Annotated in this window: 17 protein-coding genes and 4 pseudogenes; 13 read left to right on the forward strand and 8 right to left on the reverse strand. The window is 75.0% G+C overall.

The annotated features are described in order from the left end of the window. The first annotated feature begins 280 nt into the window (after positions 1 to 280). The 5 genes from F3L20_RS13030 (at position 281) to F3L20_RS13050 (ending at position 7,008) form a co-directional block, all read left to right on the forward strand. Complete coding sequence (locus F3L20_RS13030; RefSeq protein ID WP_150154518.1) at positions 281 to 1,171, forward strand: FAD binding domain-containing protein; 891 nt, start codon at positions 281 to 283, stop codon at positions 1,169 to 1,171. Beyond that, positions 1,171 to 1,746: a (2Fe-2S)-binding protein gene (locus F3L20_RS13035; RefSeq protein ID WP_150154519.1), complete on the forward strand. Its 576-nt coding sequence runs from the start codon at positions 1,171 to 1,173 to the stop codon at positions 1,744 to 1,746. Before F3L20_RS13030 ends, F3L20_RS13035 begins: the two co-directional genes overlap by 1 nt. A gap of 2 nt (positions 1,747 to 1,748) precedes the next feature. Beyond that, positions 1,749 to 4,139: a xanthine dehydrogenase family protein molybdopterin-binding subunit gene (locus F3L20_RS13040; RefSeq protein WP_150154520.1), complete on the forward strand. Its 2,391-nt coding sequence runs from the start codon at positions 1,749 to 1,751 to the stop codon at positions 4,137 to 4,139. Between the two features lie 217 nt (positions 4,140 to 4,356). Next, complete coding sequence (locus F3L20_RS13045) at positions 4,357 to 5,814, forward strand: NCS2 family permease (RefSeq protein ID WP_150154521.1); 1,458 nt, start codon at positions 4,357 to 4,359, stop codon at positions 5,812 to 5,814. Positions 5,815 to 5,859: 45 nt separating this feature from the next. Beyond that, positions 5,860 to 7,008 (forward strand): XdhC family protein, encoded by a 1,149-nt coding sequence (locus tag F3L20_RS13050; RefSeq protein ID WP_150154522.1) that lies wholly within the window; start codon positions 5,860 to 5,862, stop codon positions 7,006 to 7,008. Between the two features lie 3 nt (positions 7,009 to 7,011). On the opposite strand, the pseudogene F3L20_RS13055 reads toward F3L20_RS13050, so the two are convergent. The 3 genes and pseudogenes from F3L20_RS13055 to F3L20_RS13065 form a co-directional block, all read right to left on the reverse strand. Then, positions 7,012 to 7,739, reverse strand: a pseudogene (locus F3L20_RS13055) (DinB family protein). A gap of 120 nt (positions 7,740 to 7,859) precedes the next feature. Beyond that, a pseudogene (locus F3L20_RS13060) lies at positions 7,860 to 8,298 on the reverse strand (SRPBCC family protein). Between the two features lie 71 nt (positions 8,299 to 8,369). Then, positions 8,370 to 8,549 (reverse strand): hypothetical protein, encoded by a 180-nt coding sequence (locus tag F3L20_RS13065; protein ID WP_150154523.1) that lies wholly within the window; start codon positions 8,547 to 8,549, stop codon positions 8,370 to 8,372. A 735-nt stretch (positions 8,550 to 9,284) separates the two neighbouring features. Here F3L20_RS13065 and F3L20_RS13070 point away from each other — a divergent pair. The 7 genes and pseudogenes from F3L20_RS13070 (at position 9,285) to F3L20_RS13100 (ending at position 15,677) form a co-directional block, all read left to right on the forward strand. Beyond that, positions 9,285 to 10,285, forward strand: a pseudogene (locus tag F3L20_RS13070) (glycosyltransferase family 2 protein). Between the two features lie 13 nt (positions 10,286 to 10,298). Beyond that, positions 10,299 to 10,934 carry a D-glycero-alpha-D-manno-heptose-1,7-bisphosphate 7-phosphatase gene (locus F3L20_RS13075; protein ID WP_431193195.1) on the forward strand — a complete coding sequence of 212 codons (636 nt, stop codon included), beginning with the start codon at positions 10,299 to 10,301 and terminating at the stop codon, positions 10,932 to 10,934. Beyond that, complete coding sequence (locus tag F3L20_RS13080; protein ID WP_150154525.1) at positions 10,931 to 11,920, forward strand: glycosyltransferase family 9 protein; 990 nt, start codon at positions 10,931 to 10,933, stop codon at positions 11,918 to 11,920. Before F3L20_RS13075 ends, F3L20_RS13080 begins: the two co-directional genes overlap by 4 nt. Further along, entirely contained in the window at positions 11,917 to 12,867 is a 951-nt protein-coding gene (locus F3L20_RS13085; protein ID WP_150154526.1) for a glycosyltransferase, read from the forward strand. Before F3L20_RS13080 ends, F3L20_RS13085 begins: the two co-directional genes overlap by 4 nt. Positions 12,868 to 12,915: 48 nt before the next feature. Beyond that, positions 12,916 to 13,912 (forward strand): annotated as a pseudogene (locus F3L20_RS13090) (glycosyltransferase family 9 protein). After that, entirely contained in the window at positions 13,909 to 14,784 is an 876-nt protein-coding gene (locus F3L20_RS13095) for a glycosyltransferase family 2 protein (protein WP_150154527.1), read from the forward strand. The pseudogene F3L20_RS13090 and the gene F3L20_RS13095 overlap by 4 nt, the downstream one beginning before the upstream one ends. Then, positions 14,781 to 15,677 carry a glycosyltransferase family 2 protein gene (locus F3L20_RS13100; RefSeq protein WP_150154528.1) on the forward strand — a complete coding sequence of 299 codons (897 nt, stop codon included), beginning with the start codon at positions 14,781 to 14,783 and terminating at the stop codon, positions 15,675 to 15,677. The genes F3L20_RS13095 and F3L20_RS13100 overlap by 4 nt, the downstream gene beginning before the upstream one ends. 57 nt (positions 15,678 to 15,734) lie before the next feature. On the opposite strand, the gene F3L20_RS13105 is transcribed toward F3L20_RS13100, so the two are convergent. Beyond that, a complete protein-coding gene (locus F3L20_RS13105; protein ID WP_150154529.1) occupies positions 15,735 to 16,055 on the reverse strand; it encodes a DUF3040 domain-containing protein in 321 nt (106 codons plus the stop codon). 60 nt (positions 16,056 to 16,115) lie between these two features. After that, positions 16,116 to 17,045: a polysaccharide pyruvyl transferase family protein gene (locus F3L20_RS13110; RefSeq protein ID WP_150154530.1), complete on the reverse strand. Its 930-nt coding sequence runs from the start codon at positions 17,043 to 17,045 to the stop codon at positions 16,116 to 16,118. A 1,227-nt stretch (positions 17,046 to 18,272) separates the two neighbouring features. Here F3L20_RS13110 and F3L20_RS13115 point away from each other — a divergent pair. Then, positions 18,273 to 19,388, forward strand: coding sequence for a winged helix DNA-binding domain-containing protein (locus tag F3L20_RS13115; RefSeq protein WP_150154531.1), 1,116 nt, complete (start codon positions 18,273 to 18,275; stop codon positions 19,386 to 19,388). Positions 19,389 to 19,533: 145 nt separating this feature from the next. Here F3L20_RS13115 and F3L20_RS35260 read toward each other — a convergent pair whose 3' ends face one another. The 3 genes from F3L20_RS35260 to F3L20_RS13125 form a co-directional block, all read right to left on the reverse strand. Further along, on the reverse strand, positions 19,534 to 19,686 hold the full coding sequence (locus F3L20_RS35260; RefSeq protein ID WP_167534520.1) for a hypothetical protein: 153 nt from the start codon (positions 19,684 to 19,686) through the stop codon (positions 19,534 to 19,536). 265 nt (positions 19,687 to 19,951) lie between these two features. After that, positions 19,952 to 22,762: an ATP-binding protein gene (locus F3L20_RS13120; RefSeq protein WP_150154532.1), complete on the reverse strand. Its 2,811-nt coding sequence runs from the start codon at positions 22,760 to 22,762 to the stop codon at positions 19,952 to 19,954. Positions 22,763 to 22,917: 155 nt separating this feature from the next. Further along, the gene (locus F3L20_RS13125) at positions 22,918 to 23,775 is read right to left on the reverse strand and encodes a helix-turn-helix transcriptional regulator (protein ID WP_150154533.1); all 858 of its coding nucleotides are present in this window, start codon (positions 23,773 to 23,775) and stop codon (positions 22,918 to 22,920) included. Between the last annotated feature and the right edge of the window lie 37 nt (positions 23,776 to 23,812).

Raw genomic sequence — 23,812 nt, forward strand, 5'->3', positions numbered from 1 at the left:
GGCCCGTGGGGTGGCCGATCAGCGAGGTCTACCGCTCCCCGGTCCACTTCTCTGTTTCTGGAGGAAGACAGGGAGGTTACTGAGGCTCTCCGTTCATACGAATCTACAAGATGCCCGCGATGGCCAGCCAACTCCTTCATGGTTTCCGTGACTGACCCGGGCGGAGTACGCGGCGGTGTACTGGGCGCACTCCGCGTGAACACCGCATGAACGAGCCGGGCCCGCCGCACACGGATTGGCTCAATCTGTACGCCCCACGAGACGAAGAAGAGAGCCGGTCATGGACTTCCTTCGCCCCGCCAGCTGGGAGGAGGCGCTCGCCGCGAAGGCCGAGCACCCCACCGCTGTGCCGATTGCGGGTGGCACCGACGTGATGGTCGAGATCAACTTCGACCACCGCCGTCCCGAGTACCTGATGGACCTCAACCGCATCGGTGATCTGTACGAATGGGAGGTGGGCCAGGACAGCGTACGGCTCGGTGCCTCCGTCCCCTACTCGGCGATCATGGAGCACCTGCGCACCGAGCTGCCGGGTCTCGCCCTCGCCTCCCACACCGTCGCCTCCCCGCAGATCCGCAACCGCGGCGGCGTCGGCGGCAACCTCGGCACCGCCTCCCCGGCCGGTGACGCCCACCCGGCCCTGCTCGCCGCCGGCGCCGAGGTCGAGGTCGAGTCCGTGCGCGGGTCGCGCCGCATCCCCGTCGACGACTTCTACACCGGCGTGAAGCGCAACGCGCTCGCGCCCGACGAGCTGATCCGCGCCGTCCACATCGACAAGGCCGACGGACCCCAGCAGTACTCCAAGGTCGGCACCCGCAACGCCATGGTGATCGCCGTGTGCGCCTTCGGACTCGCCCTGCACCCCCGCACACGTACGGTCCGCACCGGCATCGGCTCGGCCGCCCCGACCCCCGTACGGGCCCGGGCCGCCGAGGACTTCCTCAACGCGGCCCTGGAGGAGGGCGGCTTCTGGGACAACGGGAAGATCGTCACCCCGTCCGTCGCCAAGCGGTTCGCCGATCTGTGCGCCGCCGCCTGCAACCCCATCGACGACGTGCGCGGCACCGCGAACTACCGCCGTCACGCGGTCGGCGTCATGGCCCGCCGCACCCTGACCTGGACCTGGGAGTCGTACCGCGGCACCCACCGCACCACGGAGGGAGCCGCGTAATGCGCCTCAACTTCACCGTCAACGGACGGCCCCAGGAAGCCGACGACGTCTGGGAGGGCGAGTCCCTGCTCTACGTCCTGCGCGAGCGCCTCGGCCTGCCCGGCTCCAAGAACGCCTGCGAGCAGGGCGAGTGCGGGTCGTGCACGGTACGGCTCGACGGCGTGCCCGTGTGCTCCTGCCTCGTCGCCGCCGGCCAGGCCGAGGGCCGCGAGGTCGTCACCGTGGAAGGCCTGGCGGACTTCGCCCGGCAACGCGCCTGCGGCAGCGGCGGCACCGGCGGCACCTCCCTCGACGAGGCCAAGGGGTGGCGGGCGCAGGGCACCGACTCGCAGGCCGGCGGGGACACCGAACTGTCACCCGTGCAGCAGGCGTTCATCGACGCCGGCGCCGTCCAGTGCGGCTTCTGCACGCCCGGTCTGCTGGTCGCCGCCGACGAGATGCTGGAGCGCAACCCCAGCCCGTCCGACGCGGACATCCGCGAGGCGCTCTCCGGCAACCTGTGCCGCTGCACCGGCTACGAGAAGATCATGGACGCGGTCCGCCTCGCGGCCGCCCGCCGGTCCGAGGGGGTCTGAGCATGCCCACGAACGGCGTTCCCACGAAGATCACACAAGGCTCGGGCACCAAGGGCGGCATCGGCGAGTCCACCCTCCGCCCCGACGGCACCCTCAAGGTCACCGGCGAGTTCGCGTACTCGTCCGACATGTGGCACGAGGACATGCTCTGGGGGCAGATCCTGCGCTCCACCGTCGCCCACGCCGAGATCGTCTCCCTCGACACGGCCGAGGCGCTCGCCACCCCGGGCGTGTACGCCGTCATGACGTACGACGACCTGCCCACCGACGTGAAGCACTACGGCCTGGAGATCCAGGACACCCCCGTCCTCGCCCACGGCAAGGTCCGCCATCACGGCGAACCGGTCGCGATCGTCGCCGCCGACCACCCGGAGACGGCCCGCCGTGCCGCCGCGAAGATCAAGGTGGAGTACCGTGAACTGCCGGTGATCACCGACGAGGCGTCCGCGACCGCCCCCGACGCGATCCTGATCCACGAGGACCGCGACGACCATCACATCGGGCACGTCCCGCACCCCAACATCGTGCACCGCCAGCCCATCGTGCGCGGCGACGTCGCGGCGGCCCGGGAGCGGGCCGACGTCATCGTCGAGGGCGAGTACACCTTCGGCATGCAGGACCAGGCCTTCCTCGGCCCCGAGTCCGGCCTCGCCGTGCCCGAGGAGGACGGCGGCGTCCACCTCTACATCGCCACCCAGTGGCTCCACTCCGACCTGCGCCAGATCGCACCCGTGCTCGGCCTGCCCGAGGACAAGGTGCGGATGACCCTGGCCGGCGTCGGCGGCGCGTTCGGCGGGCGCGAGGACCTGTCCATGCAGATCCACGCCTGCCTGCTCGCCCTGCGCACCGGCAAGCCCGTCAAGATCGTTTACAACCGCTTCGAGTCCTTCTTCGGCCACGTCCACCGCCACCCCGCCAAGCTGCACTACGAGCACGGCGCCACCGCGGACGGCACGCTGACCCACGTCAAGGCCCGCATCGTCCTCGACGGCGGCGCGTACGCCTCCGCCTCCCCGGCCGTGGTCGGCAACGCCTCCTCGCTCGGCGTCGGGCCGTACGCCGTGGACGACGTCGACATCGAGGCCATCGCGCTCTACACCAACAACCCGCCCTGCGGCGCGATGCGCGGCTTCGGCGCGGTCCAGGCGTGCTTCGCCTACGAGGCGCAGATGGACAAGCTGGCGGCACGGCTCGGCCTGGACCCGGTGGACCTGCGGCAGCGCAACGCCATGGAACAGGGCACCCTGCTGCCCACCGGGCAGCCCGTCGACTCCCCGGCACCGGTCGCCGAACTCCTGCGCCGTGTCAAGGCGATGCCCCTGCCCCCGGAGCGCCAGTGGGAGTCCAGCGAGGGCGCCGACGTACGCCAGCTGCCCGGCGGCCTGTCCAACACCACGCACGGCGAGGGTGTCGTCCGGGGCGTCGGCTACGCGGTCGGCATCAAGAACGTCGGGTTCTCCGAGGGCTTCGACGACTACTCCACCGCCCGCGTCCGCATGGAGGTGGTCGGCGGCGAACCGGTCGCCACCGTGCACACCGCGATGGCGGAGGTCGGCCAGGGGGGCGTCACCGTCCACGCGCAGATCGCCCGCACCGAGCTGGGCGTCGCCCAGGTGACCATCCACCCCGCCGACACCCGCGTCGGCTCGGCGGGTTCGACGTCCGCGTCCCGTCAGACGTACGTCACCGGCGGCGCGGTCAAGAAAGCCTGCGAGCTGGTCCGGGAGCGGGTCCTCGACCTGGGCCGGCGCAAGCTGGGCTCCTACCACCCCGCCTGGGCCGACGCCGAACTCCTCCTGGAGGGCGGCAAGGTCGTCACCGACGGCGGCGAGGTCCTCGCCAACCTGGTCGACGTCCTCGGCGACGAGGCCGTCGAGGTCGAGGAGGAGTGGCGGCACCGGCCGACGGAGCCCTTCGACCTGCGCACCGGACAGGGCAACGGACACGTCCAGTACTCCTTCGCCGCGCACCGCGCCGTCGTCGAGGTCGACACCGAACTCGGCCTGGTGAAGGTGATCGAGCTGGCCTGCGCGCAGGACGTCGGCAAGGCGCTCAACCCGCTGTCGGTCGTCGGCCAGATCCAGGGCGGTACCACCCAGGGGCTGGGTGTGGCCGTCATGGAGGAGATCATCGTCGACCCGAAGACCGCGAAGGTACGGAACCCGTCCTTCACGGACTACCTCATCCCCACCATCCTCGACACGCCGACCATCCCGGTCGACGTGCTCGAACTCGCCGACGACCACGCGCCGTACGGCCTGCGCGGCATCGGCGAGGCCCCGACCTTGTCCTCGACACCGGCGGTACTGGCAGCAATCCGAGCAGCAACGGGCTTGGACCTGAACAGGACCCCGGTCCGCCCGGAACACCTCACGGTGACGAAGGAGGGCTGACGCCCTGAAGTCGCCCGCCGCTGCGGGCAGTCGTGCCGCAGGGCGGCACGGGTGGGCGCGGCGGCACCTACCGCCGGGCAGGCGCTTACCCCCCACCCCGCCCCGGCACCACCTCGTTCGTCTCGGGCCGTCCCCCGGGTCGTGCACCTCCCCAAATCCCGTCCCCACCACCCCGGTGGGCGCCGGGTGCCCCTATGAACCTTGGGAGCAGGCCCACATGACCCAACAGTCACTGCAACCGACGACCACAGCCGAGGACGCGGGAACAGGATCCCGCGTCCCGGCAGGACGGTCCTGGCTGGACCGCTACTTCCACATCACCCACAGAGGATCGACCGTCGCTCGCGAAGTGCGCGGCGGCACCACCACCTTCATGGCGATGGCGTACATCCTCCTGCTCAACCCCCTGATCCTGTCCGGCAAGGACGCCGCGGGGAACACCCTCGCCACCACCGCCCTCATCACGGCCACCGCCTTCGCCGCCGCCCTCAGCACGCTGCTCATGGGCTTCTTCGGCAAGGTGCCCCTCGCGCTCGCCGCCGGCCTCTCCGTCTCCGGTGTCCTCGCCTCGCAGGTCGCCCCGCAGATGACCTGGCCGCAGGCGATGGGCATGTGCGTGATGTACGGCGTGGTCATCATGCTCCTGGTCGTCACCGGCCTGCGTGAGATGATCATGAACGCCATCCCGCTCGCCCTGAAGCACGCGATCACCATGGGCATCGGCCTGTTCATCGCCCTGATCGGCTTCTACAAGGCCGGCTTCGTCCACCAGGGCGAGTCCACCCCGGTCACCCTCGGCCCGGCGGGCGAACTCGCCGGCTGGCCCGTCCTGTTGTTCGCCGTCACCCTCCTCGCTGTTTTCGTGCTCCAGGCCCGGGGCGTGCCCGGTGCCATCCTCATCGGCATCGCCGGCGGCACCGTACTGGCCGTCGCCCTCAACGCGTTCGGCGTGATCGACCCCGAGCAGTGGGCGAGCGGTCCGCCCGAACTGCACGGCGGCGCGGTGTCGATGCCGGACTTCACGCTCTTCGGGCACGTCGAGTTCGGCGGCTGGGGAGAGGTCGGCGCGATGACCGTCGGGATGATCGTCTTCACGCTGGTGCTGGCGGGCTTCTTCGACGCGATGGCGACCATCATCGGCGTGGGCACGGAGGCGAAACTCGCCGACGACGAGGGCCGGATGCCGGGCCTGTCCCGGGCGCTGTTCATCGACGGCGCGGGCGGCGCGATCGGCGGGGTCGCGGGCGCCTCCGGCCAGACCGTGTTCGTCGAGTCGGCGACCGGCGTGGGCGAGGGGGCCCGCACCGGCCTGTCCTCCGTCGTCACCGGCCTTTTCTTCGCCGCCTGCCTGTTCTTCACTCCGCTCACGGCGATCGTGCCGGGGGAGGTCGCCGCCGCGGCCCTGGTGGTGATCGGCGCGATGATGATGTCCAACGCCCGCCACGTCGACTGGGCCGACCGGGCCACCGCGATCCCGGTGTTCCTGACCGTGGTGGTCATGCCGTTCACCTACTCGATCACCGCGGGCGTGGCCGCCGGGGTCATCTCCTACGTCGCCGTCAAGACCGGCCAGGGCAGGGCGCGGGAGGTCGGCGCCTTCATGTGGGGCCTCGCGCTCATCTTCCTGGTGTTCTTCGCCCTCGCCCCGATCGAGAGCTGGCTGGGCGTGCGCTGAGGCCGCGATTTACTTCCGTACCACCGCAGTTGAGGAGAGCGAGACATGCTGGACATCGCCGAGGAGCTGGACCGGTGGGTCGCGCGGGGCCGTGACTTCGCCGTCGCCACCGTGGTGTCGGTCGGCGGCAGCGCGCCCCGCAGGGCCGGCGCCGCGCTCGCGGTCGACGCCGACGGCACGGCGGTCGGCTCGGTCTCCGGCGGGTGTGTGGAGGGCGCGGTGTACGAGCTGTGCGTGCGGGCGCTCGAGGACGGCGTGACCGTCCTCGAGCGCTTCGGCTACAGCGACGAGGACGCCTTCGCCGTCGGTCTGACCTGCGGCGGGATCATCGACGTCCTGGTCACCCCGGTACGGGCGGCCGACCCCGGCCGCCCCGTCCTGGCCTCCGCGCTCGCCTCGGCGGCCCACGGCCGGGCGGCCGCGCTGGCCCGGGTCGTGAACGGCCCGGACGACCTGCGGGGCCGCGCGCTCATGGTCCGCCCCGACGGGACGTACGAGGGCGGCTTCGGCGGTCACCCGGACCTGGACCGCACGGTCGCCGCCGAGGCGGGCGCCTTCCTGGACGCGGGACGCACCGGCACCCTGGAGATCGGGGAGCAGGGCTCGCGCTGCGGGGCGCCGCTCACCGTGCTGGTCGAGTCGTCCGTGCCGCCGCCCCGCATGATCGTGTTCGGCGCGATCGACTTCGCGGCCGCCCTGGTACGGGTCGGCACGTTCCTCGGCCACCACGTCACGGTGTGCGACGCGCGCCCCGTGTTCGCCACCCGGGCGCGTTTTCCCGAGGCCGACGAGATCGTAGTCGAGTGGCCGCACGAGTACCTGGCCCGCACCACGGTCGACGCGCGCACGGTGCTGTGCGTACTCACCCACGACGCCAAGTTCGACGTACCGCTGCTGAAGCTCGCCCTGCGCCTGCCGGTGGCCTACGTCGGCGCGATGGGCTCCCGGCGCACCCACCTCGACCGCGACGCCCGGCTGCGCGAGGCCGGCGTGACCGACCTGGAACTGGCCCGCCTCAGGTCCCCCATCGGCCTCGACCTGGGCGCCCGCACCCCGGAGGAGACGGCCCTGTCCATCGCGGCGGAGATCGTCGCCGACCGCCGTGGCGGCAGCGGCGCCGCCCTCACCGGCGCCCACACCCCGATCCACCACGACACCGGGACCCCGGCACGCCGCATCGGCTCGGTGGCCTGAGCGCTACCGGGCGTCCACCGGCAGCGTGTGGCGGACCCGCCACAGGTCACGGAGCAGCGCGATCTCGGCCATGTGGTGGATGAACTCCAGGTTGGCTCCCGCGATCACACCGACGAACGGGTCGTCGGCGTCGGAACCGTAGGGGTACTGCGAGAAGCCGATCGTGTCGAGCTGCTCCTCGGTGACGCCGGCGATCCCGTCCCGCCAGCGGTCGACCGCCGACCAGAACCGCCGGAGCGTCACGGCGGCGGAAGGGCTGAAGTCGACCATCAGCTTGGGGTCCTGCTTCCGTCCGCCGAAGGCCCACTCCCAGCCGCCCGCGAACTCGTAGTGCAGATGCCCCAGCCGCCATGCGATGGTCGTGAGCGGTGTCTCGTCGGGCTCCGGTTCCCCGGTGTGGGCGAGGACCTCCTCGACCCGCTCGATGCTCACGCTCCAGTCCTCGGCGATCTTGTCGACGCTCATCCCGCTCGCCGCCTGCCGGGCGACCTCCGCGTACTCGCTCGCGGGGATGTCCGGGTCGCCCAGGTCGAGCACCCACTCGCCGGGGCCGAACGCCCGGGGAGTCCTCGCCTCGGCCCGGGGCCGGATCGACCAGCACCCGGGACCGGCTCCCAGAGGTACTCCTCGTCGCCGAGTCCCGCCAGTCGCGCACGGGCCATGTCCGTCGCCTTGTCGAACTGCTCCAGCAGGATGCCCAAGCGGTCGGTCCGTGCGCCCTCGGTGCCCATGTCAGGCCCCCTGTCGTCGGGTTGCGTCCAGATGCCAGGGGGAAGGTAGTGGTCCCGCGCCCGGGGGCGCGACCGCTTTTCGGCACACCCTCGCATGCGGAGACCGCCGGGACCGGTGGTTCAGGCCCTCCGCAGCAGCCGGTTCACCGCCCGGCCGAAGACCTGGCGGCCGGCGCGGGCCAGCAGCGCGTCGCATGCGGACGGCAGGAAACGCACCCGGATGTTCTCCGCCACACCACGCCGGCCCGGCCGCCGGGACCGGGCCCCACCTCGATCTCCGCCCAGCCGGTGACAACCCGGCCGCGCTTCTCCAGCCGGCAGAACCCGGGGGTGCCGCCCGCCGGGGGCCGCCAGACCGTCACCTCCATCGGGTCGTCGAAGGCGAGCGGGCCGAGGCCCGTGCGGGCGACGAAGACGGTGCCCTCGCCGGTGGGCGGGGGAGTGGTCACGGTGACGCGGGTCAGCGGGACCACCTCGCCGTGCCGGGGCCATGTGGTGAGCCTGCGCCACGCCTCGTCGAGGGGAGGGGAGCCGTGCGGTGGAGCTGGAAGGTGGCCACGGGGGATCTTAGGATCGGCGGCCGGCCGGGGGTGCGTCCGTGCGGGCGGTGCACCCGTGCGGCCGGGGCTGTCAGCGGTGGACCGCGCCGGGCTCCGCCTTCCCCGGGGCGAGCAGCTGCGGCACGGTCACGAACACGTAGCCCGGGCCTTCAGCGGCGCTGACGGCCACCGGCCTGCCGGGTGCTGCTTCATGCCGGATGCGGGCCGTCGAGGGCTGGTCGCGCAGTTCCCCGCGTCCCTCAAGGGGCACTGCCCACCTCGTGCGGACAGCCGCCCCGCGGGGTCGGCGCCCGCCTGCGGCGCCTCGTAGCGCCGCGTCGCGTGGTGTCCCCCGACGGTCACCGGGGTGCCGGGCGCGGTCGTGCGCCGGGTGCGGGCCGTCGAGGGCTGGTCGCGCAGTTCCCCGCGCCCCTGAGAGGCGCTGCCTGAACCCACCCAGCCTGCGGGCAGTCGTGCCGCTGGGGCGGCACGGGTGGGCGCAGGCGGGGCCTCGTGGCGCCGGGTTGCGCAGTGTGCCTGCGGTGAGTGGGGTGCCGGGTGTTGTCGTACGCCGGGTGCGGGCCGTCGGGGGCCGGTCGCGCAGTTCCCGTGCCCCTGAGGGGGGCTGCCCTGGACCCACCCAGCCTGTGGGTAGTCGCGCCACCGGTGTGCCGGTGCGCAGGTCTCCGTGCTCCTGGAGGTCGCCGGCCGGTGTCGGCCGGATGGATGAACGTTGTTCTGGTTCAGGTCGCGGCGGAGGCGGCCTCCGACCTGCGCCGACCGCCACCCCGGGGCACGCTGGTGCAGAGCGGGGCAAGCTGGGTCAAAAGGTTTGAGGCAGCTCGGCCGCGGCACCCGCCACCCCGCAGCACTCCTCATACGCAGGGACGGAGCCCACTCCCATGCACGACGCCGGTGACCACGCCCCGTTCCACGAGCAGCAGCACCACCACAACCGCCCCACCGCGGCCGGGCCGTACGCCGTGCGCAGAGGGAGGGCCCCGCGATGACGCCGTACGCCGTCGTGGTCCCCACCCTGGTGGGGGACACCCTCGCCGACTGCCTCGCCGCACTGGCCGCCGCCCACGGCCCGCGCCCCGACCGCATCGTCCTGGTCGACGACCGGCCCGAGCAGCCCGAGCCCGACCCGGCGCCGCTGGAACACGCGCTGACCGTCCTCGGTGACCTGCGCGCCCGCACCACCGTGCTGACCGGGGAGAACCGCGGCCCCGCCGCCCGCAACACCGGGCTGCGCGCCGTCACCGAGCCCTGGGTGGTCTTCGTCGACGAGGGGGTCCAGGTGGGACCGCACTGGTGCGCGCAACTCCTGGAGGACCTCGACGAGGCGACCCCCGACACCGCGGGCGTGCAGGGCGTCATCACCGTGCCGCTGCCCGGCGGGCGCCGCCCCACCGACTGGGAGCGCGGCACCGCCGCACACGCCCGCGCCCGCTGGATCACCGCCGACATGGCCTACCGCACCGAGGCCCTGCGCCGCGTCGGCGGCTTCGACGAACGCTTCCCCGCGCCTTCCGCGAGGACGCCGACCTCGCGCTGCGGCTCCTGGACGCCGGCTGGCGCATCCGCAGGGGTCCCGCACCACCCTGCACCCGTGCGCGCCGCCTCCCGCTGGGCGTCGGTCCACCGGCAGCGCGTGCACGCCGACGACGCCCTGATGCGGCGGCTGCACGGCCCCGACTGGTGGGCCAAGGCGGTCGCGCCGCGCGGCCGGATCCGCCGGCACGCCGCGATCACCGCCGCCGGAGCCGCCGCCTGCGCCCTCGCCGCCACCGGACACCGCCGGGCCGCCGCCGCCTGCGCGGCCGGCTGGGCGGCCGGCACCGCCGAGTTCGCCCGCTCGCGCATCGTGCCCGGCCCGCGCACCCCGACGAGGTGGCGACCGTCCTCGCCACCAGCGTGGTCATCCCGCCCGCCGCGACCTGGCACCGGCTGGCCGGCACCTGGCGCCACCGCAACGCCCCGTCCTGGCGGGAGCCCGCCCGATGAGCCCGTGAAGGCGGTGCTGTTCGACCGCGACGGCACCCTGGTCCACGACGTCCCCTACAACGCCGACCCCGGCCGTGTGCGCCCCGTCGCCGGGGCCCGCGAGGCCCTCGACGCGCTGCGCGCCCGGGGGATCCGCACCGGCGTCGTCACCAACCAGTCCGGCATCGCCCGCGGGCTGCTCACCGAGGCCGACGCCGCCCGCGTCAACGGACGCGTCGAGGAACTCCTCGGTCCCTTCGACACATGGGCCGTGTGCCCGCACGGCCCGGACGACGGCTGTCCCTGCCGCAAGCCCCGGCCCGGCATGATCCTCCGGTCCGCCGGCCGCCTGGGCGCCGACCCCGCCGACTGCGTCGTCGTCGGCGACATCGGCTCCGACGTCGAGGCCGCCCGGCGGGCCGGCGCGCACGCCGTCCTCGTCCCCACGCCGGTGACCCGCCCCGAGGAGACCGCCGCCGCCCCGTACGTGGCGCCGGACCTGCTCACCGCCGTGACGCTGATCCTCGACGGCCCGCCCTGGGAGGAGAACCTCCCGCCCGGTCCGTACGCCGGGGCCGGCCTGGTGGGGCAGCCGCCCGGACGGCCCGCTGCCGGACCCGGGCCCGCCGGCCCGCGAGCACGGCCGCCCGGGACCGGGAGGTACCTGTGAAAGCCCTCGTCACCCGGCTCGACAGCTTCGGCGACGTGCTGCTCGCCGGGCCCGTCGTACGGGCCGTCGCCGCCCGCGCCGACCACGTCACGCTGCTGTGCGGGCCGCACGGGGTGCCCGCCGCGCGGCTGCTGCCCGGGGTGGACGACGTGCTCGTCTGGAAGTCGCCGTGGACCGGGTTCCAGCCGCCGCCGGTGGACCGGCGGGACATCGACGCGCTCGTCGCCTCCGTCGACGCCGACGCCGCGCTGGTCCTCACCTCGTACCACCAGTCCCCGCTGCCCACCGCGCTGCTGCTGCGGCTGGCCGGCGTCCCCTTCATCGCCGCCGACAGCGAGGACTACCCCGGCAGCCTCCTCGACGTACGCCACCACCGCGCCCCGCACGCCCACGAGGCCGAGGCCGCGCTGGACCTCGCGGAGGCCGCCGGCTTCCCCCGTGTCGACGACGGCCGGCTCCGGGTGCTCCCGCCGCCCGCCGCCGACGCGCTGACCGGCGGCGGGCCGTACGTCGTCGTCCACCCCGGCGCCAGCGTGCCCGCCCGCGCCTGGAGCCGCGGACGGTGCGCGCAGGCGGTACGGGAACTCGCCGCCGCCGGGCGGCGCGTCGTCGTCACCGGCGGCGCGGGCGAGCGCGACCTGACCGCGTACGTCGCCGGCGACCGCGCCGTCGACCTCGGCGGCCGCACCGACGCCGCGCAGCTCGCCGGGGTGCTCGCCGGGGCCGACTGCGTCGTCGTCGGCAACACCGGCCCTGCCCATCTGGCCGCCGCCGTCGGCACCCCCGTGGTGTCCCTGTTCGCGCCGGTCGTCCCGGCCGAGCGCTGGCGCCCCTACGGCGTGCCCTACCTGCTGCTCGGCGACCAGGACGCCCCCTGCGCCGGAAGCCGCGCCCGGCGCTGCCCCGTTCCGGGCCATCCCTGCCTGGACACCGTGACCGCGCTCGACGTCGTCGCCGCGGTCGACAAGCTCGTGGAGGTGGCATGAGAATCCTGCTGTGGCATGTGCACGGGTCGTGGACCACGGCCTTCGTGCAGGGACCGCACACCTACGTCGTCCCCGTCACCCCGGACCGCGGACCCGACGGACTGGGCCGCGCCCGCACCTTCGACTGGCCCGACTCGGTCGTCGAGGTGCCGCCGGAGCGCCTGGCCGAGCAGGACATCGACGTCGTCGTCCTGCAACGGCCGCACGAACTCGGCCTCGTCGACCGGTGGTTGCGCCGCCGCCCGCCCCTGGTCTACCTGGAGCACAACGCCCCGCACGGCGACGTCCCCGACACCCGGCACCCCGCCGCGGACCTCCCGGGCGTCACCCTCGTGCACGTCACCCACTTCAACCGGCTGATGTGGGACGCCGGTTCCACCCCCGCCACCGTCATCGAGCACGGCGTCGTCGACCCCGGCCCGCTGTGGACGGGGGAGCTGCCGCACGCCGCCGTCGTCGTCAACGAGCCGGTGCGGCGCGGCCGTACCACCGGCACCGACCTGCTGGCGGAGTTCGCCGCCGCCGCACCCCTGGACGTGTTCGGCATGGGCACCGAGGGACTCGCCGGGCACCTCGGTCTGCCCGCCGACCGGTGCCGCTCGCACGAACTGACCCAGGCCCGGCTGCACGCCGAGATGGCCCGCCGCCGCGTCTACGTCCACCCCGTGCGCTGGACCTCCCTCGGCCTGTCCCTGCTGGAGGCCATGCACCTCGGCATGCCCGTCGTCGCCCTCGCCACCACCGAGGTCACCGAGGCGGTGCCGCCCGGCGCGGGCGTCGTCTCCAACCGTGTCGACGTCCTCACCGACGCCGTGCGGGACTTCGTGGCCGACCCGCTGAGCGCCCGCCGCGTCGGCGAGGGCGCCCGCGCGGCGGCCCTCGCCCGCTACGGCCTCGCCCGCTTCCTCGACGACTGGGAACGCCTCCTGAAGGAGGTCACCCGATGATCCGCGCCGCGTCTGCGTCCCCGTCCGCGCGTGAAGGGACCTGACCCTGTGCCCGCGCCCCGCCGGCCTCCCCTCGGACGCGGACGGCACCCCGCGCCCCGCGTGCTGGTGCTGCGGGCCCTCGGGCTCGGGGACCTGCTCGCCGGGGTGCCCGCGCTGCGGGCGCTGCGGCGCGGGTTCCCCGGGTACGAGGTGGTGCTGGCCGCGCCCGCCGACCTGGGCCCCGTCGCCGAGGCGACCGGTGCGGTCGACCGGCTGCTGCCCGCCTCCGCGCCCGGCCGGGCCGTCCCCCGCACCCTCGACTGGACCGGGCCGCCCCCCGACGTCGCCGTCGACCTGCACGGCAACGGGCCGCCCAGCCACCGCCTGCTGCAAGCGCTCCGCCCGCCGCGGCTGTTCGCCTTCGCGCATCCGCAGACCCCGGACATCGAGGGCCCGCCCTGGTACCGGGACGAACACGAACGGGACCGCTGGTGCCGCCTGCTCCGCGCGTACGGCCTCGACGCCGACCCCGCCGACCTGCTGCTGCCCCGCCCGCACGCCCCTCGCCCGCGCCCGGCGCGGTCGTCCTGCACCCGGCGCCGGGGCGCCCGCGCGCTGCTGGCCGGTCGAGCGGTACGCGGCCGTCGCCACCGCCCTGAGCGAGCGCGGGCTGAGGGTCGTCGTCACCGGCGGCGCGCACGAGTCCGACCTCGTGGCCCGGCTGGCCAAGCAGGCCCGGCTGCCCGACACCGACGTCTTCTCCGGCGGGCCGCCTTTCGAGCGGCTGTCCGCCCTCGTCGCCGGCGCCCGCGCGGTCGTCAGCGGCGACACCGGCGTCGCCCACCTCGCGGTCGCCCACGCCACGCCCACCGTCACCCTGTTCGGCCCGGTGCCGCCGGCCCACTGGGGTCCGCCCGCACACCCGCGCCACCTCGCGCTGTGGCACGGCCCCGAGGGCGACCCGCACGCCGGCCGCCCCGACCCCGCCCTGCTGCGCATCACCCCCGACGAGGTCCTCGACGCCCTGCACCGCCTGCCCGCCCCCGGGGAGCCCGCGCCATGACCGGCCACCGCCGCACCGGCGTCGTCATCGCCACGCGGGACCGCCGCGAACGGCTCGCCGTCACGCTCCGGCACCTCAGCGACCTGCCCGAGCGGCCGGAGATCCTCGTCGCCGACAACGCCTCCACCGACGGCACCCCCGCCATGGTCACCCGCGACTTCCCCCACGTGCGCGTCCTCACCCTGCCCGTCAACCACGGCGCCCTCGCCCGCAACCACGGCGCCCGGGTCCTCGGCACCCCGTACATCGCGTTCAGCGACGACGACTCCTGGTGGGCGCCCGGCGCGCTCAGTCGCGCGGCCGACCTGTTCGACGCCCATCCCCGGCTCGGGCTGATCGCCGCCCGCACCCTCGTGGGCCCGGACGCCGTCCCCGACCCGCTCAACGGCCTCCTCGCCGCCTCCCCGCTCGGCCCCGCCGCCGACCTCCCCGGCACCCAGGTGCTCGGCTTCCTCGCCTGCGGCGCCGTGGTCCGCCGCAGCGCCTACCTCGACGCCGGCGGCTTCCACCGGCTGCTGTTCTTCGGCGGCGAGGAGACCTGCCTCGCCTACGACCTGGCCGCCCGCGGCTGGGGCGTCACCCACTGCCCGGACGTCGTCGCCCATCACCACCCGGCGACCTCCGCCCGCCCCGGCCGCCCGGCACAGCAGCGCCGCAACGAGGTGCTCACCGCCTGGCTGCGCCGCCCCGTCCCCTACGCCCTCGCCCGCACCAGGGTGCTCGCGGCCGAGGCGCGCGCCGACGAGACGGCCCGGCGCGCCCTCGGCCAGACCCTCACCCGGCTGCCGGCGGCCCTGCGCGACCGCCGGCCGCTGCCCCCACACGTGGAACGGGCCGCCCGCCTGCTGGAGCCGGAAGGGACCACCGCATGACCGACCCGCGCACGACCGTCGTCGTCATCACCCACAACCGGCGCCCGGAGCTGCTGCGCACCCTCGGCCGGCTCGCCGAACTCCCGGAGCGGCCCGAGGTGATCGTCACCGACAACGGCTCCACCGACGGCACCGCGGACGCCGTGGCCCGCCGCCACCCACAGGTCCGGCTGCTGCGCCCCGGGCGCAACCTCGGCGCGGTCGGCCGCAACCTGGCCGTGCGAGAGGTCCGTACGCCCTACGTCGCCTTCTGCGACGACGACTCCTGGTGGTCGCCCGGCTCCCTGTCCGGCGCGGCCGACCTGCTCGACCGGCACCGGGCCGTGGTCTCGGTCACCGCGCGGATCATCGTCGAACCGCACGGCACCGACGACCCGATCGTCACCGAACTGCGGGAGTCCCCGCTGCCCGCACCGCCGTGGCTGCCCGGTCCCGCGCTCGGTTCCTTCCTCGCCGCCGCGACCGTGCTGCGCACCGACGCCTTCCGCACGGCGGGCGGCTTCCACCCGAAGCTGTGGCTCGGGGGCGAGGAGGAACTGCTCGCCGCCGACCTCGCGGCCGACGGCTGGTGGCTCACGTACGCCGACCACCTCACGGTCCATCACCACGCGTCCGAGGCGCGGGACGCGACGCTGCGCCGCCGGCACGGCATCCGCAACACCCTGTGGTTCACCTGGCTGCGGCGGCCCGTCGGGCCCGCGCTGCGCCGCACGCTGAACCTGGCCCGCACGGTGCCGCGCGACACCACGTCGCTGCTCGCCTTCACCGAGGCGGCGGCCGCCCTGCCCTGGGTGCTGCGCGAACGGCGGGTCCTCCCGCACGAGGTGGAGTCCCGCCTGCGCCTGCTGGAACCCACCCAACGCACCAGCAGGGCCCGCCGCTACACGGGCTGACGGGGAGGCGGGGCGGCGCGCTCTTCCGGGAGGACCGCCCGCCCGGGCCCGCGAGGGTCAGCTGCCGGACCACCTGCACAGGAGGCGGAACGTCGCGAAGAGCGTCACGGGCCACACCGCGGCGAAGGTCCACAGCGCCCATGGTGCCGAGGTGACGATGCCGGTCACCACCAGGGCCACCGACACCGCGACCAGCAGGGCCACCGTCCGTCCGCGGGGCCGGCAGGTCGCGGGACGGCCCAGCAGCCGCTTGACGTCGGGGCGCCGACGGGCCGGTCGCCCGCGCAGCAGCCGGTCGAGCCGGCGGTCGCGCCGCAGCGACCGCTCGATCTCGTCGAGGATGTGCTGTTCGTGCACGGGGAGCCGACCGATGGACACCGTCTCTCCTCCAACGACCGCCAAAGGGACGGACCTCCGAGTGCCCGGCGGGCGTCCGCCCTAACCGGCGGCGGAACCGGCCGTCAGCGCCTCCACCAGACGGTCCGCGCCGTCCGGCACCCGGCCTTCCCGGAACGTCTCACGGGCCTGCCGCGCGGCCACCCGGCCCGAGGTCAGGCACCAGTCCCACCAGCGCTCCAGCCGGCGCCCGTCCGCCTGCTCGGCCGCCAGCAGCGCCGGCCAGCCGCAGGCCCGCGCCTGCGCCGTCAGCTTCGCACCGCCCGCCACCGGGTCGACCGCGAGCACCGGTGTGCCGACCCGCAGGGCCAGCACCAGTCCGTGCAGCCGGTCGGTGACCACGAGGTCCAGCCGCGACAGCACGGACTGCACCTGCGCGGGGGTCGCGCTGAGATGCCAGTCCCTGGTGTCGAGCCGGGTCTCCAGTTCGAGGCGGGCGCAGTCCTTGCCGGCCAGCCAGCGTGTCACCTGCTCGGCGACCTGCCCGTGCCGGCGCTGCGGACCGTACTCCTGCTGCCCGTGGGTCAGGATCACCCCCACCACGGGCCGCGGGGGCACGGACGGGGCGCGGGCCGCGAGGTCCTCGGTGGGCTCGCTGCCGGGCGCGTCCCGTGCCAGCACCCGGTCGAAGCCGGTCACCGCCGGGCCGTCGGGGTCGATCACCGACGTGCCCACGGCGATCCGCACACAGTGCGCGAACCTCCGGTGCAGCTCCTCGATCTGCGGCCCGTGCAGCGGACCGCACACGAACACGAGGTGCGAGTAGTCGTGGGGGCGTACGCCGTCGAAGTGGAGGGCGTCCGGCCGGAAGCCGGGGCTCCAGACGACGTCGTACGCCATGCCGGTCCCGCGCAGTACGTCCTCGACCCGGCGCAGGGCGAGGACGTCCCCGGCGGTCGCCTCCCCGTCGCGGAAGCTGAACCAGCCGGTCAGGAGGACCCGGTTCGGTTTCCTCAGCCGTTCGTCGTGCACAGCGCACCGAGTGCCCCTCCGGGCCGGAGGGCAATCGGCGCGGCGCGGGCGGGATCAGCCGGCGTCGGGCCGCGGCGCCTCCTGCCATCCGTCGCCGTCCTGCCCGCGGGGGCCCGTCGGCTGCGGGACGCCCTGCGGCCGTTGAGCTCCCTGCGGCCGCCGGCTGTCCGGGGCGTGCCCGGGTCCCTGCGCCCGCCCGGGTACCTGGCCCGGGCCGGGTCGCTGCGACAACCCTGGTCCCTGTGCCTGCCCGGGCCCCTGCCCCTGAGCCGGTCCCGGGCGCCGGGGCAGCCCATGACCCCGCTCCGGCCCGGGTCGCTGCGCCTGCCCGGTCCCTGTTCCTGCCCTGCCCTGGCCCTGAGCCGGTCCCGGGCGCCGCGGCTGCCCGGGACCCTGCCCCTGTCCGTGCGTCGGACCGGACTCCTGCTCCTGCCCAAGTCCCTGTTCCTGCCCTGCCCTGGCCCTGATCCGGTCCCGGGCGCCGCGGCTGCCCGGGCCCTGCCCCTGTCCGTGCGTCGGACCGGACTCCTGCTCCTGCCCCGGTCCAGGCCTCTGCCCCTGTCGCTCACCCTGCGCCGGCTCGTGCCCCTGCCCCTGCGCCTGGCCTCCGGGACTCTGCGGCAGCTGCTCACCCTGCCCCGGCTCGGGGCGCTGACCGTGCCCCGGCCCCTGAGCCTGTCCGGTATTGCGGCCCTGCCCCGAGTCCCGGCCCTGACCCTGTCCCAGGTCCCGGCGGTGCCCGGGCCCCTGCCCCTGCCGCTGAGGCAGCGCCGGCCCCTGGTCCTGACCCTGAGCCTGTGCCTGCCCCGGACCATGACCCTGCCCCGCCCCCTGCGGCAGCCCCGGGTGCTGGGGCCGGCGGGGGCCGCTCTGGGGCGGGCGGGTGCCGCCCTGGGGCTGACGGGGACGGACCGTGCCCGCCAGCGCCTGGCGGACCTCGAACTGGGTCCGCTCGGCCACCTCGCGGACCTCGGCCACGACGTCACCGCGCTCACGCACGAGTCGGTCGTAGACCGGCAGGCCGTCGGGGGAGGGGGCGGAGGATGTCATGGGGGGTTTCCTTCGTGGGGGGACGACTACGAGGGGCCGGCGTCCGGCCCCAGAGGATTCAGCGCCGTTCGGGCACCGTGGCGTTACAGTCCGCCGCGTTTTGTCCAGGGTTGCGAGAGCTGTCCCGGCGCGGCAAAGAGGACACAATCAGACCTACTGCCCCGCTAGCGTGAACCCATGACGAAGACGAAGCGGACCACCACGGCGTCGGCTCCCGTGCTCGGCAGCCGGGCGCTCAACCGGGCGACCCTGGAGCGGCAGCTGCTGCTGCGCCGCTCACCGATGTCCGCGACGGACGCGGTCGCGCACCTGGTCGGCCTCCAGGCGCAGAACGTCAAGCCGCCGTACTACGCGCTCGCCGCCCGGCTCGACGGCTTCGTCCCCGAGGCGCTGTCCGGGCCCATGGCCGACCGCACGGTGGTCCGCATCGTCACCCTCCGCTCGACCATCCACACCCACACCGCCGACGACTGCCTGACCCTGCGGCCCCTGGTGCAGGCCGCCCGCGACCGGGAGCTGCACCTGTTCCGGTCGGGGCTGGCCGGCGTCGACCTGGACCGCCTGGCCGACCGCGCCCGCGGGCTCGTCGAGGCCGAACCGCGCACCATGAAGGAACTGCGCGACATCCTGCTGACCGAGTGGCCGGACGCCGACCCGCTGGTCCTGTCGATCGCCGCCCGCTGCAAGCTGCCGCTGGTGCAGGTCACCCCGCGCGGGCTGTGGGGCCGCAGCGGACAGGTCCGGCTGACCACCGCCGAGCACTGGCTGGGCCGCCCCGCCGAGCCGGCCCCCGCACCGGACGACACCGTGCTGCGGTATCTCGCCGCCTTCGGACCGGCGTCCGTGAAGGACATGCAGACCTGGGCCGGACTCACCCGGCTCCGGGACGCCTTCGAGCGCCTGCGGCCCCGGCTGGTCACCTTCCGGGACGAGAACGGCACCGAACTCTTCGACCTCCCGGACGCGCCCCGCCCCGGCCCGGACACCCCGGCCCCGCCGCGTTTCCTGCCGGAGTTCGACAACCTGCTGCTCTCGCACGCGGACCGCTCGCGGGTCGTCCCGGCCGAGCTGAAGGGCCGGCACTGGAAGGGGAACATCGCCTACCGCACCCTCCTCGTGGACGGCTTCCTGGCAGGACTGTGGCGGCTGGACGAGGACGCCCTCGTCATCGAGCCCTTCGGACGGCTCCACAAGGCGGCGCGTGAGGAGGTCACCGCCGAGGCGGAGCGGATGCTGGGGGTCATGCACCCCGGCGCGGCGTACGACATCCGCTTCGGGACGGTGCGGGACTGACCCCGGACGGGGACCCGGCGGTGGACCCGGACGTGGACCCGCCCGTGGAGCCCGACAAGGACCCGGACATGGAGAGGGGGCGTTGCGGGCTGCTCGTGGAAGCCCGCAACGCCCCCTGGTCGTGACCTGAGGGTTGCTCAGGAAATCAAGGGGTCGCCCCCGGACAGCGGTGCGACGCGGCGGCGCGTCCCGTGTCGGCGGTCAGGACGAGGACGGCGGAGGAGGAGAGGGCGGGCGCGGGCGCGGCGGCAGTGGCGCGTCCGGTGGCGGACCGTCTGGTGCGGGTGAGCCCTGGCATGGGTCTCCTCCAGTTGCCGGTGGGGGTCGCACGGTGGGGGCCGGGTATCGGGGGCGGCCCCGACGTGCCCGGGCGATCGGCACGTGTCACACGCTAGGACCGGTCCAGGGGGCGCCCCAATGAGGGAACCCCCTAAGGGAGTTGGACAGGGAAAACCCTCGGTCGCCGGGCTCGCGCCGGTGCATTTCCGGCCACGGTGGCCGAAGCGGCGCCGGGCACGTTCCCATCGTGCCACGGGCCGTGGAAGCGCCGTGACCCGGGTCACCTACGGCGCGCGGCGCCCCGCCGCCAGCCGCACGATGTCCACCCGGGACCGTATGCCCAGCTTGCGGTAGACCCGGGTGAGCGTCGCCTCGACGGTCTTGACACTGATGAACAGCCGCCCGGCTATCTCCCGGTTGGTCGCTCCCTCCATGACCAGCGCCGCGACCTGACGCTCCATCGACGCGAGCCCGTCCAGCGCGGCCGGGGTCGCCGCGGGCACCGGTTCGGCCTCCGCCGGACCGGCCGCCACGGCCTCGTCGACCTGCCGCAGCCAGGGCAGCGCGCGGCAGCGCCGGAACAGCCGGGCCGCCTCGTCGTACCCGGCCGGACCGGGACCCCGCGAACGCAGCCGCGCCCGCGCGAACGCGGCCCGCGCCTCCTCCAGGCCGTAGCCCAGCTTGGCCAGCCGCTCCTGTGCCGACGTCAACTGGGCGACGGCCGCCTGGTGTTCGCCGCGCGCCGCTCGCACCAGCGCCTCCGCGCGGTCCAGCACCGCCAGTACGCTCGCCCGGTTCAGGCGCAGCGCGTGCACCCGCGTGACGTTGATCAGCTCCTGCGCCTCGCCGGGCTCGCCGATCCGCACCAGCGCCTCGGCGAGGTCGCCCTGCCAGCGGCCGCGCGCCGGGTCGGTGATGCCCATGCCCTGTTCCAGCTCCCGGACCCGGCGCAGCGAGCGCACCGCGGCCTGCGCGTCGCCGGAGACGAGCTGCCCGTAGCCGAGGGCCGCCAGGGCCAGGGACAGGTACAACTGGTCGCCGTCCACCTCGGCGTGGTCGGCGGACTCCCGGGCCAGAGCCAGCGCCCGGTCCACGTCACCGCCGGACGCCTCCGCCATGGAGGCGAGCATCGCGGACGCGCTCTCGCCGATCCCTGAGTCCCGGGCCAGCCGCAGGCTCTCCCCGGCCAGGTCGAGGGCCCGTCCGCAGTGCCCGAAGCGCAGTTCGGTGTCGGCGAGCAGCCGGGAGAAGTGCACCTCGCTCTCGACCATGCCGCGCCGTCGCGCCTCCCGCAGCAGCGCGGTGATCGCCGTACGGGCCTCGGGGAGCTGGTCGCTCATCAGCAGCCAGCGGAAGCGGGCCATCGCGGCGCCGTTGTGGTGGCTGGCCACGTCGGGGTCCTGGGGCTCCTGGAGCGCCCGCCGGATGGTGGCGGGGGCGTCGGGGTGGCCCATCAGGGTCTCGGTGGACGACTGGAAGGCCAGCGCCATCAGCTCGGTGCGCCGGTCCCCGCCCCGCGCGGCCAGCTCGGCGGCGTGCGCCGCCTCCTGCCGGGACTTGGCGAAGTCGCCGTTGACCACGACCTCGCGCCAGGCGAGCTGGTAGTGGACCAGGGCGAGCAGCCGGGGGTCGTCCCCGGCGTCCGCGAGCACCTGCGGGAACACCGCGTCGACCTCACCGAGCGCCTGCCCGGCCGCCTCGATGACCACCATCCACGCCCGCACCCGCTCGGCCGGCACCGTCGCCCGGGTCAGCACCTCGCGGGCTATGTCCCGGGCCAGGTCGACCTCGCCCGCGGTGATCGCGTCCTCGGCGGCCTGGAGGCGCCGCTCGTCGGGGGCAGGCGTGCCGTCCGCCGGGGTGTGCCGGGCGGCGAGCAGCCCGAGCGACGCGGCGACCGACGGTGCCCCGCGGTCCCGGGCCATCGCGGCCGCCTCGGCCAGCCGGGCCGCCACCTCCGGGTCGGGGCCGGTAGCCGCGAGCGCCAGGTGCCGGGCCCGTTCGATCGGGTCGGAGGCCGCCGTGGACAGCGCGGTGTGCGCGGCCCGCCGCTCCCGCGCCGGCGCCTCCGCGTAGAGGGCGGCGGAGATCAGCGGGTGCGTGAAGCGCAGCGCGGGGTCCTCGGGGTCGGTGATGAGCAGCCCCAGGGACGCGGCCTGGGCGGTCTCGGCCTCCGCGTTGTCCCGGCCGGCCGCGTGCAGCAGGGCCAGGGTGGGGCGGGCACCGGCGCTGGCCACCAGCAGGGTGCGGCGGGCCTCGTCGGACAGCATTTCCAGGCGGCTGAGGACCAGCGCCCGCAGCGAGGTCGGCACCGGCAGCGGCTCACCGGGGCGCGGCCGGGTGGGGCTCTCCGCGAGGGCGCGGCCCAGCTCCAGCGCGAACAGCGGGTTGCCGCCGCTGGTGCGGTGGATGTCACGCACCGTCGAGCGGGACAGGCTGGTGTAGCCGCGGTGGTCGAGCAGCGCCGACACCTGGGTGCGGGAGAACGGGCCGAGGCGCACGGTCAGCGTGTCCGGCGGGCAGGCGCGCAGATGGCGGTCGTACTCCTCGCCCTCGGTGCGCACCGCGCACAGCATGCGCACCGGGCTGTCGCCCAGCCGCCGGGCGGCGAAGCCGAGCAGCTCGGCGCTGGCCGGGTCCAGCCACTGCAGGTCGTCGGCGACCACGAGCACCGGGCCCTCGGCCGACAGCGCGCGCAGCGTGGACAGCACCGCGAGCCGCAGGGCCAGGCCGTCCCGCTGGAGGGTGGACTCGCCGCGCCCGGTGAGCGCCGACTCCAGCGCCGTGCGCTGGGCGGCGGGCAGCCGCGGGGCCACCTCGTCCAGCACCAGACCGAACAGATCCGCCAGCGCCAGGAACGGCAGATGGGATTCGGACTCCGTGGCCGAGCAGCGCAACACACGGGACGTGGCACCCGCGTTTTCCGCCGCAAGTGCCCGCAGCACGGTCGACTTTCCTATTCCGGCGGGGCCGTGGAGCAGCACGCTGCCGCCGCGCGCGAGCTGTTCCCTCGCGTCGGAGACCAGCTCCTCCCGGCCGATGACCAGGTCGGGGCGGCACCTGGCAGGCTCCTTGTCGTCCCGTCGCACGGTCACCGCTCCCCTCCGTGTGGCGTGTCCTGGCCAATATTAGGCAACAGGCTCCTCAATTCCGGGCGGACGGTGTAGTGAGGCAAATTACAGCGGGCCGATCTTCGGTAAATCCATTGGGCTACTCGTGGTAATACCGTCCGTGGGAGAACACCGCAAACCTACGGCAACCACCCGGCCCGGCGGGCGGCGACCACCGCCTCGCCCCGGGTCCGGGCCCCCATTTTCCGCATCGCGGACCGCAGATACGCCTTGACGGTTTCAGCCGTCAGCCCGAGCCGCTCGGCCGCGGCGCCGTTCGTCGCCCCCGCCGCCACACAGGCGAGCACGTCCACCTCCCGGGGCGCGAGCCGCACCGCACCGGACGGCGCCTCCCGCGCGGTGAGCAGGGCGCACGCGTCCAGCAGCTCCGCCCGCAGCGCCGGGTCGGTGATCCGCGGGGCCAGCGCCCGCAGCGCCGCGTGCGCCTCCCGTACCTGCTCCCGGTGCGCGCCCGCCGCCGGCTCCCGGGGCGGGCCCGCCCCCGGCACCGGGTGCGCCGCCGCCAGCAGTTCCTCCGCCTCCTCCCGCACCACCAGGGCCTGTTCCACGTCCCGCGCCGCCTGCACCGCCTCCCCGAGCGTGCGGTCGCCGAGCGGCCGGGCCGTACGCAGCGCCCCGTAGAGCACCGCACGCACCCGTCGCCGTACGACCACCGGCACCGCCACCACCGCGCGCAGGCCCTCGGCGGCGACCGGGGCGTCGTACTCGTGGCTGATCTGCCGGGAGACGGAGTAATCCGTCACCGCGCACGGCCGGGCGAGCGCCACCGCCTTGCCGCCCAGACCGTTGCCCGACGTCACCGCGAGCGCGCTGAGCGCCGGGGTGGCCGTGCCGCTCAGCTCGCTGATCCGCACCTGCCACCGCCCCGGCACCACCAGCCCTCCGAACGCGACCGGCAGTCCCGTCGCACGCCGCAGCCGGGCCAGCGCACTGCGGATCTCCGCCACCTCGCCCGTCCTCGCCGGGTCTGCTGTCACCTGATCGCCCCTTCACCGCGGCCCGTGTGCGGGCGCA

The sequence above is a fragment of the Streptomyces tendae genome (genome assembly GCF_008632955.1).
GTDB lineage: Bacteria > Actinomycetota > Actinomycetes > Streptomycetales > Streptomycetaceae > Streptomyces.

Coding starts and splice junctions, on each gene's coding strand:
- F3L20_RS13040 (WP_150154520.1), top strand. CDS start 1,749: ATGCCCACGAACGGCGTTCCCACGAAGATCACACAAGGCTCGGGCACC.
- F3L20_RS13035 (WP_150154519.1), top strand. CDS start 1,171: ATGCGCCTCAACTTCACCGTCAACGGACGGCCCCAGGAAGCCGACGAC.
- F3L20_RS35260 (WP_167534520.1), bottom strand. CDS start 19,686: ATGCCAGGGCTCACCCGCACCAGACGGTCCGCCACCGGACGCGCCACT.
- F3L20_RS13085 (WP_150154526.1), top strand. CDS start 11,917: ATGAGAATCCTGCTGTGGCATGTGCACGGGTCGTGGACCACGGCCTTC.
- F3L20_RS13115 (WP_150154531.1), top strand. CDS start 18,273: ATGACGAAGACGAAGCGGACCACCACGGCGTCGGCTCCCGTGCTCGGC.
- F3L20_RS13045 (WP_150154521.1), top strand. CDS start 4,357: ATGACCCAACAGTCACTGCAACCGACGACCACAGCCGAGGACGCGGGA.
- F3L20_RS13050 (WP_150154522.1), top strand. CDS start 5,860: ATGCTGGACATCGCCGAGGAGCTGGACCGGTGGGTCGCGCGGGGCCGT.
- F3L20_RS13100 (WP_150154528.1), top strand. CDS start 14,781: ATGACCGACCCGCGCACGACCGTCGTCGTCATCACCCACAACCGGCGC.
- F3L20_RS13095 (WP_150154527.1), top strand. CDS start 13,909: ATGACCGGCCACCGCCGCACCGGCGTCGTCATCGCCACGCGGGACCGC.
- F3L20_RS13030 (WP_150154518.1), top strand. CDS start 281: ATGGACTTCCTTCGCCCCGCCAGCTGGGAGGAGGCGCTCGCCGCGAAG.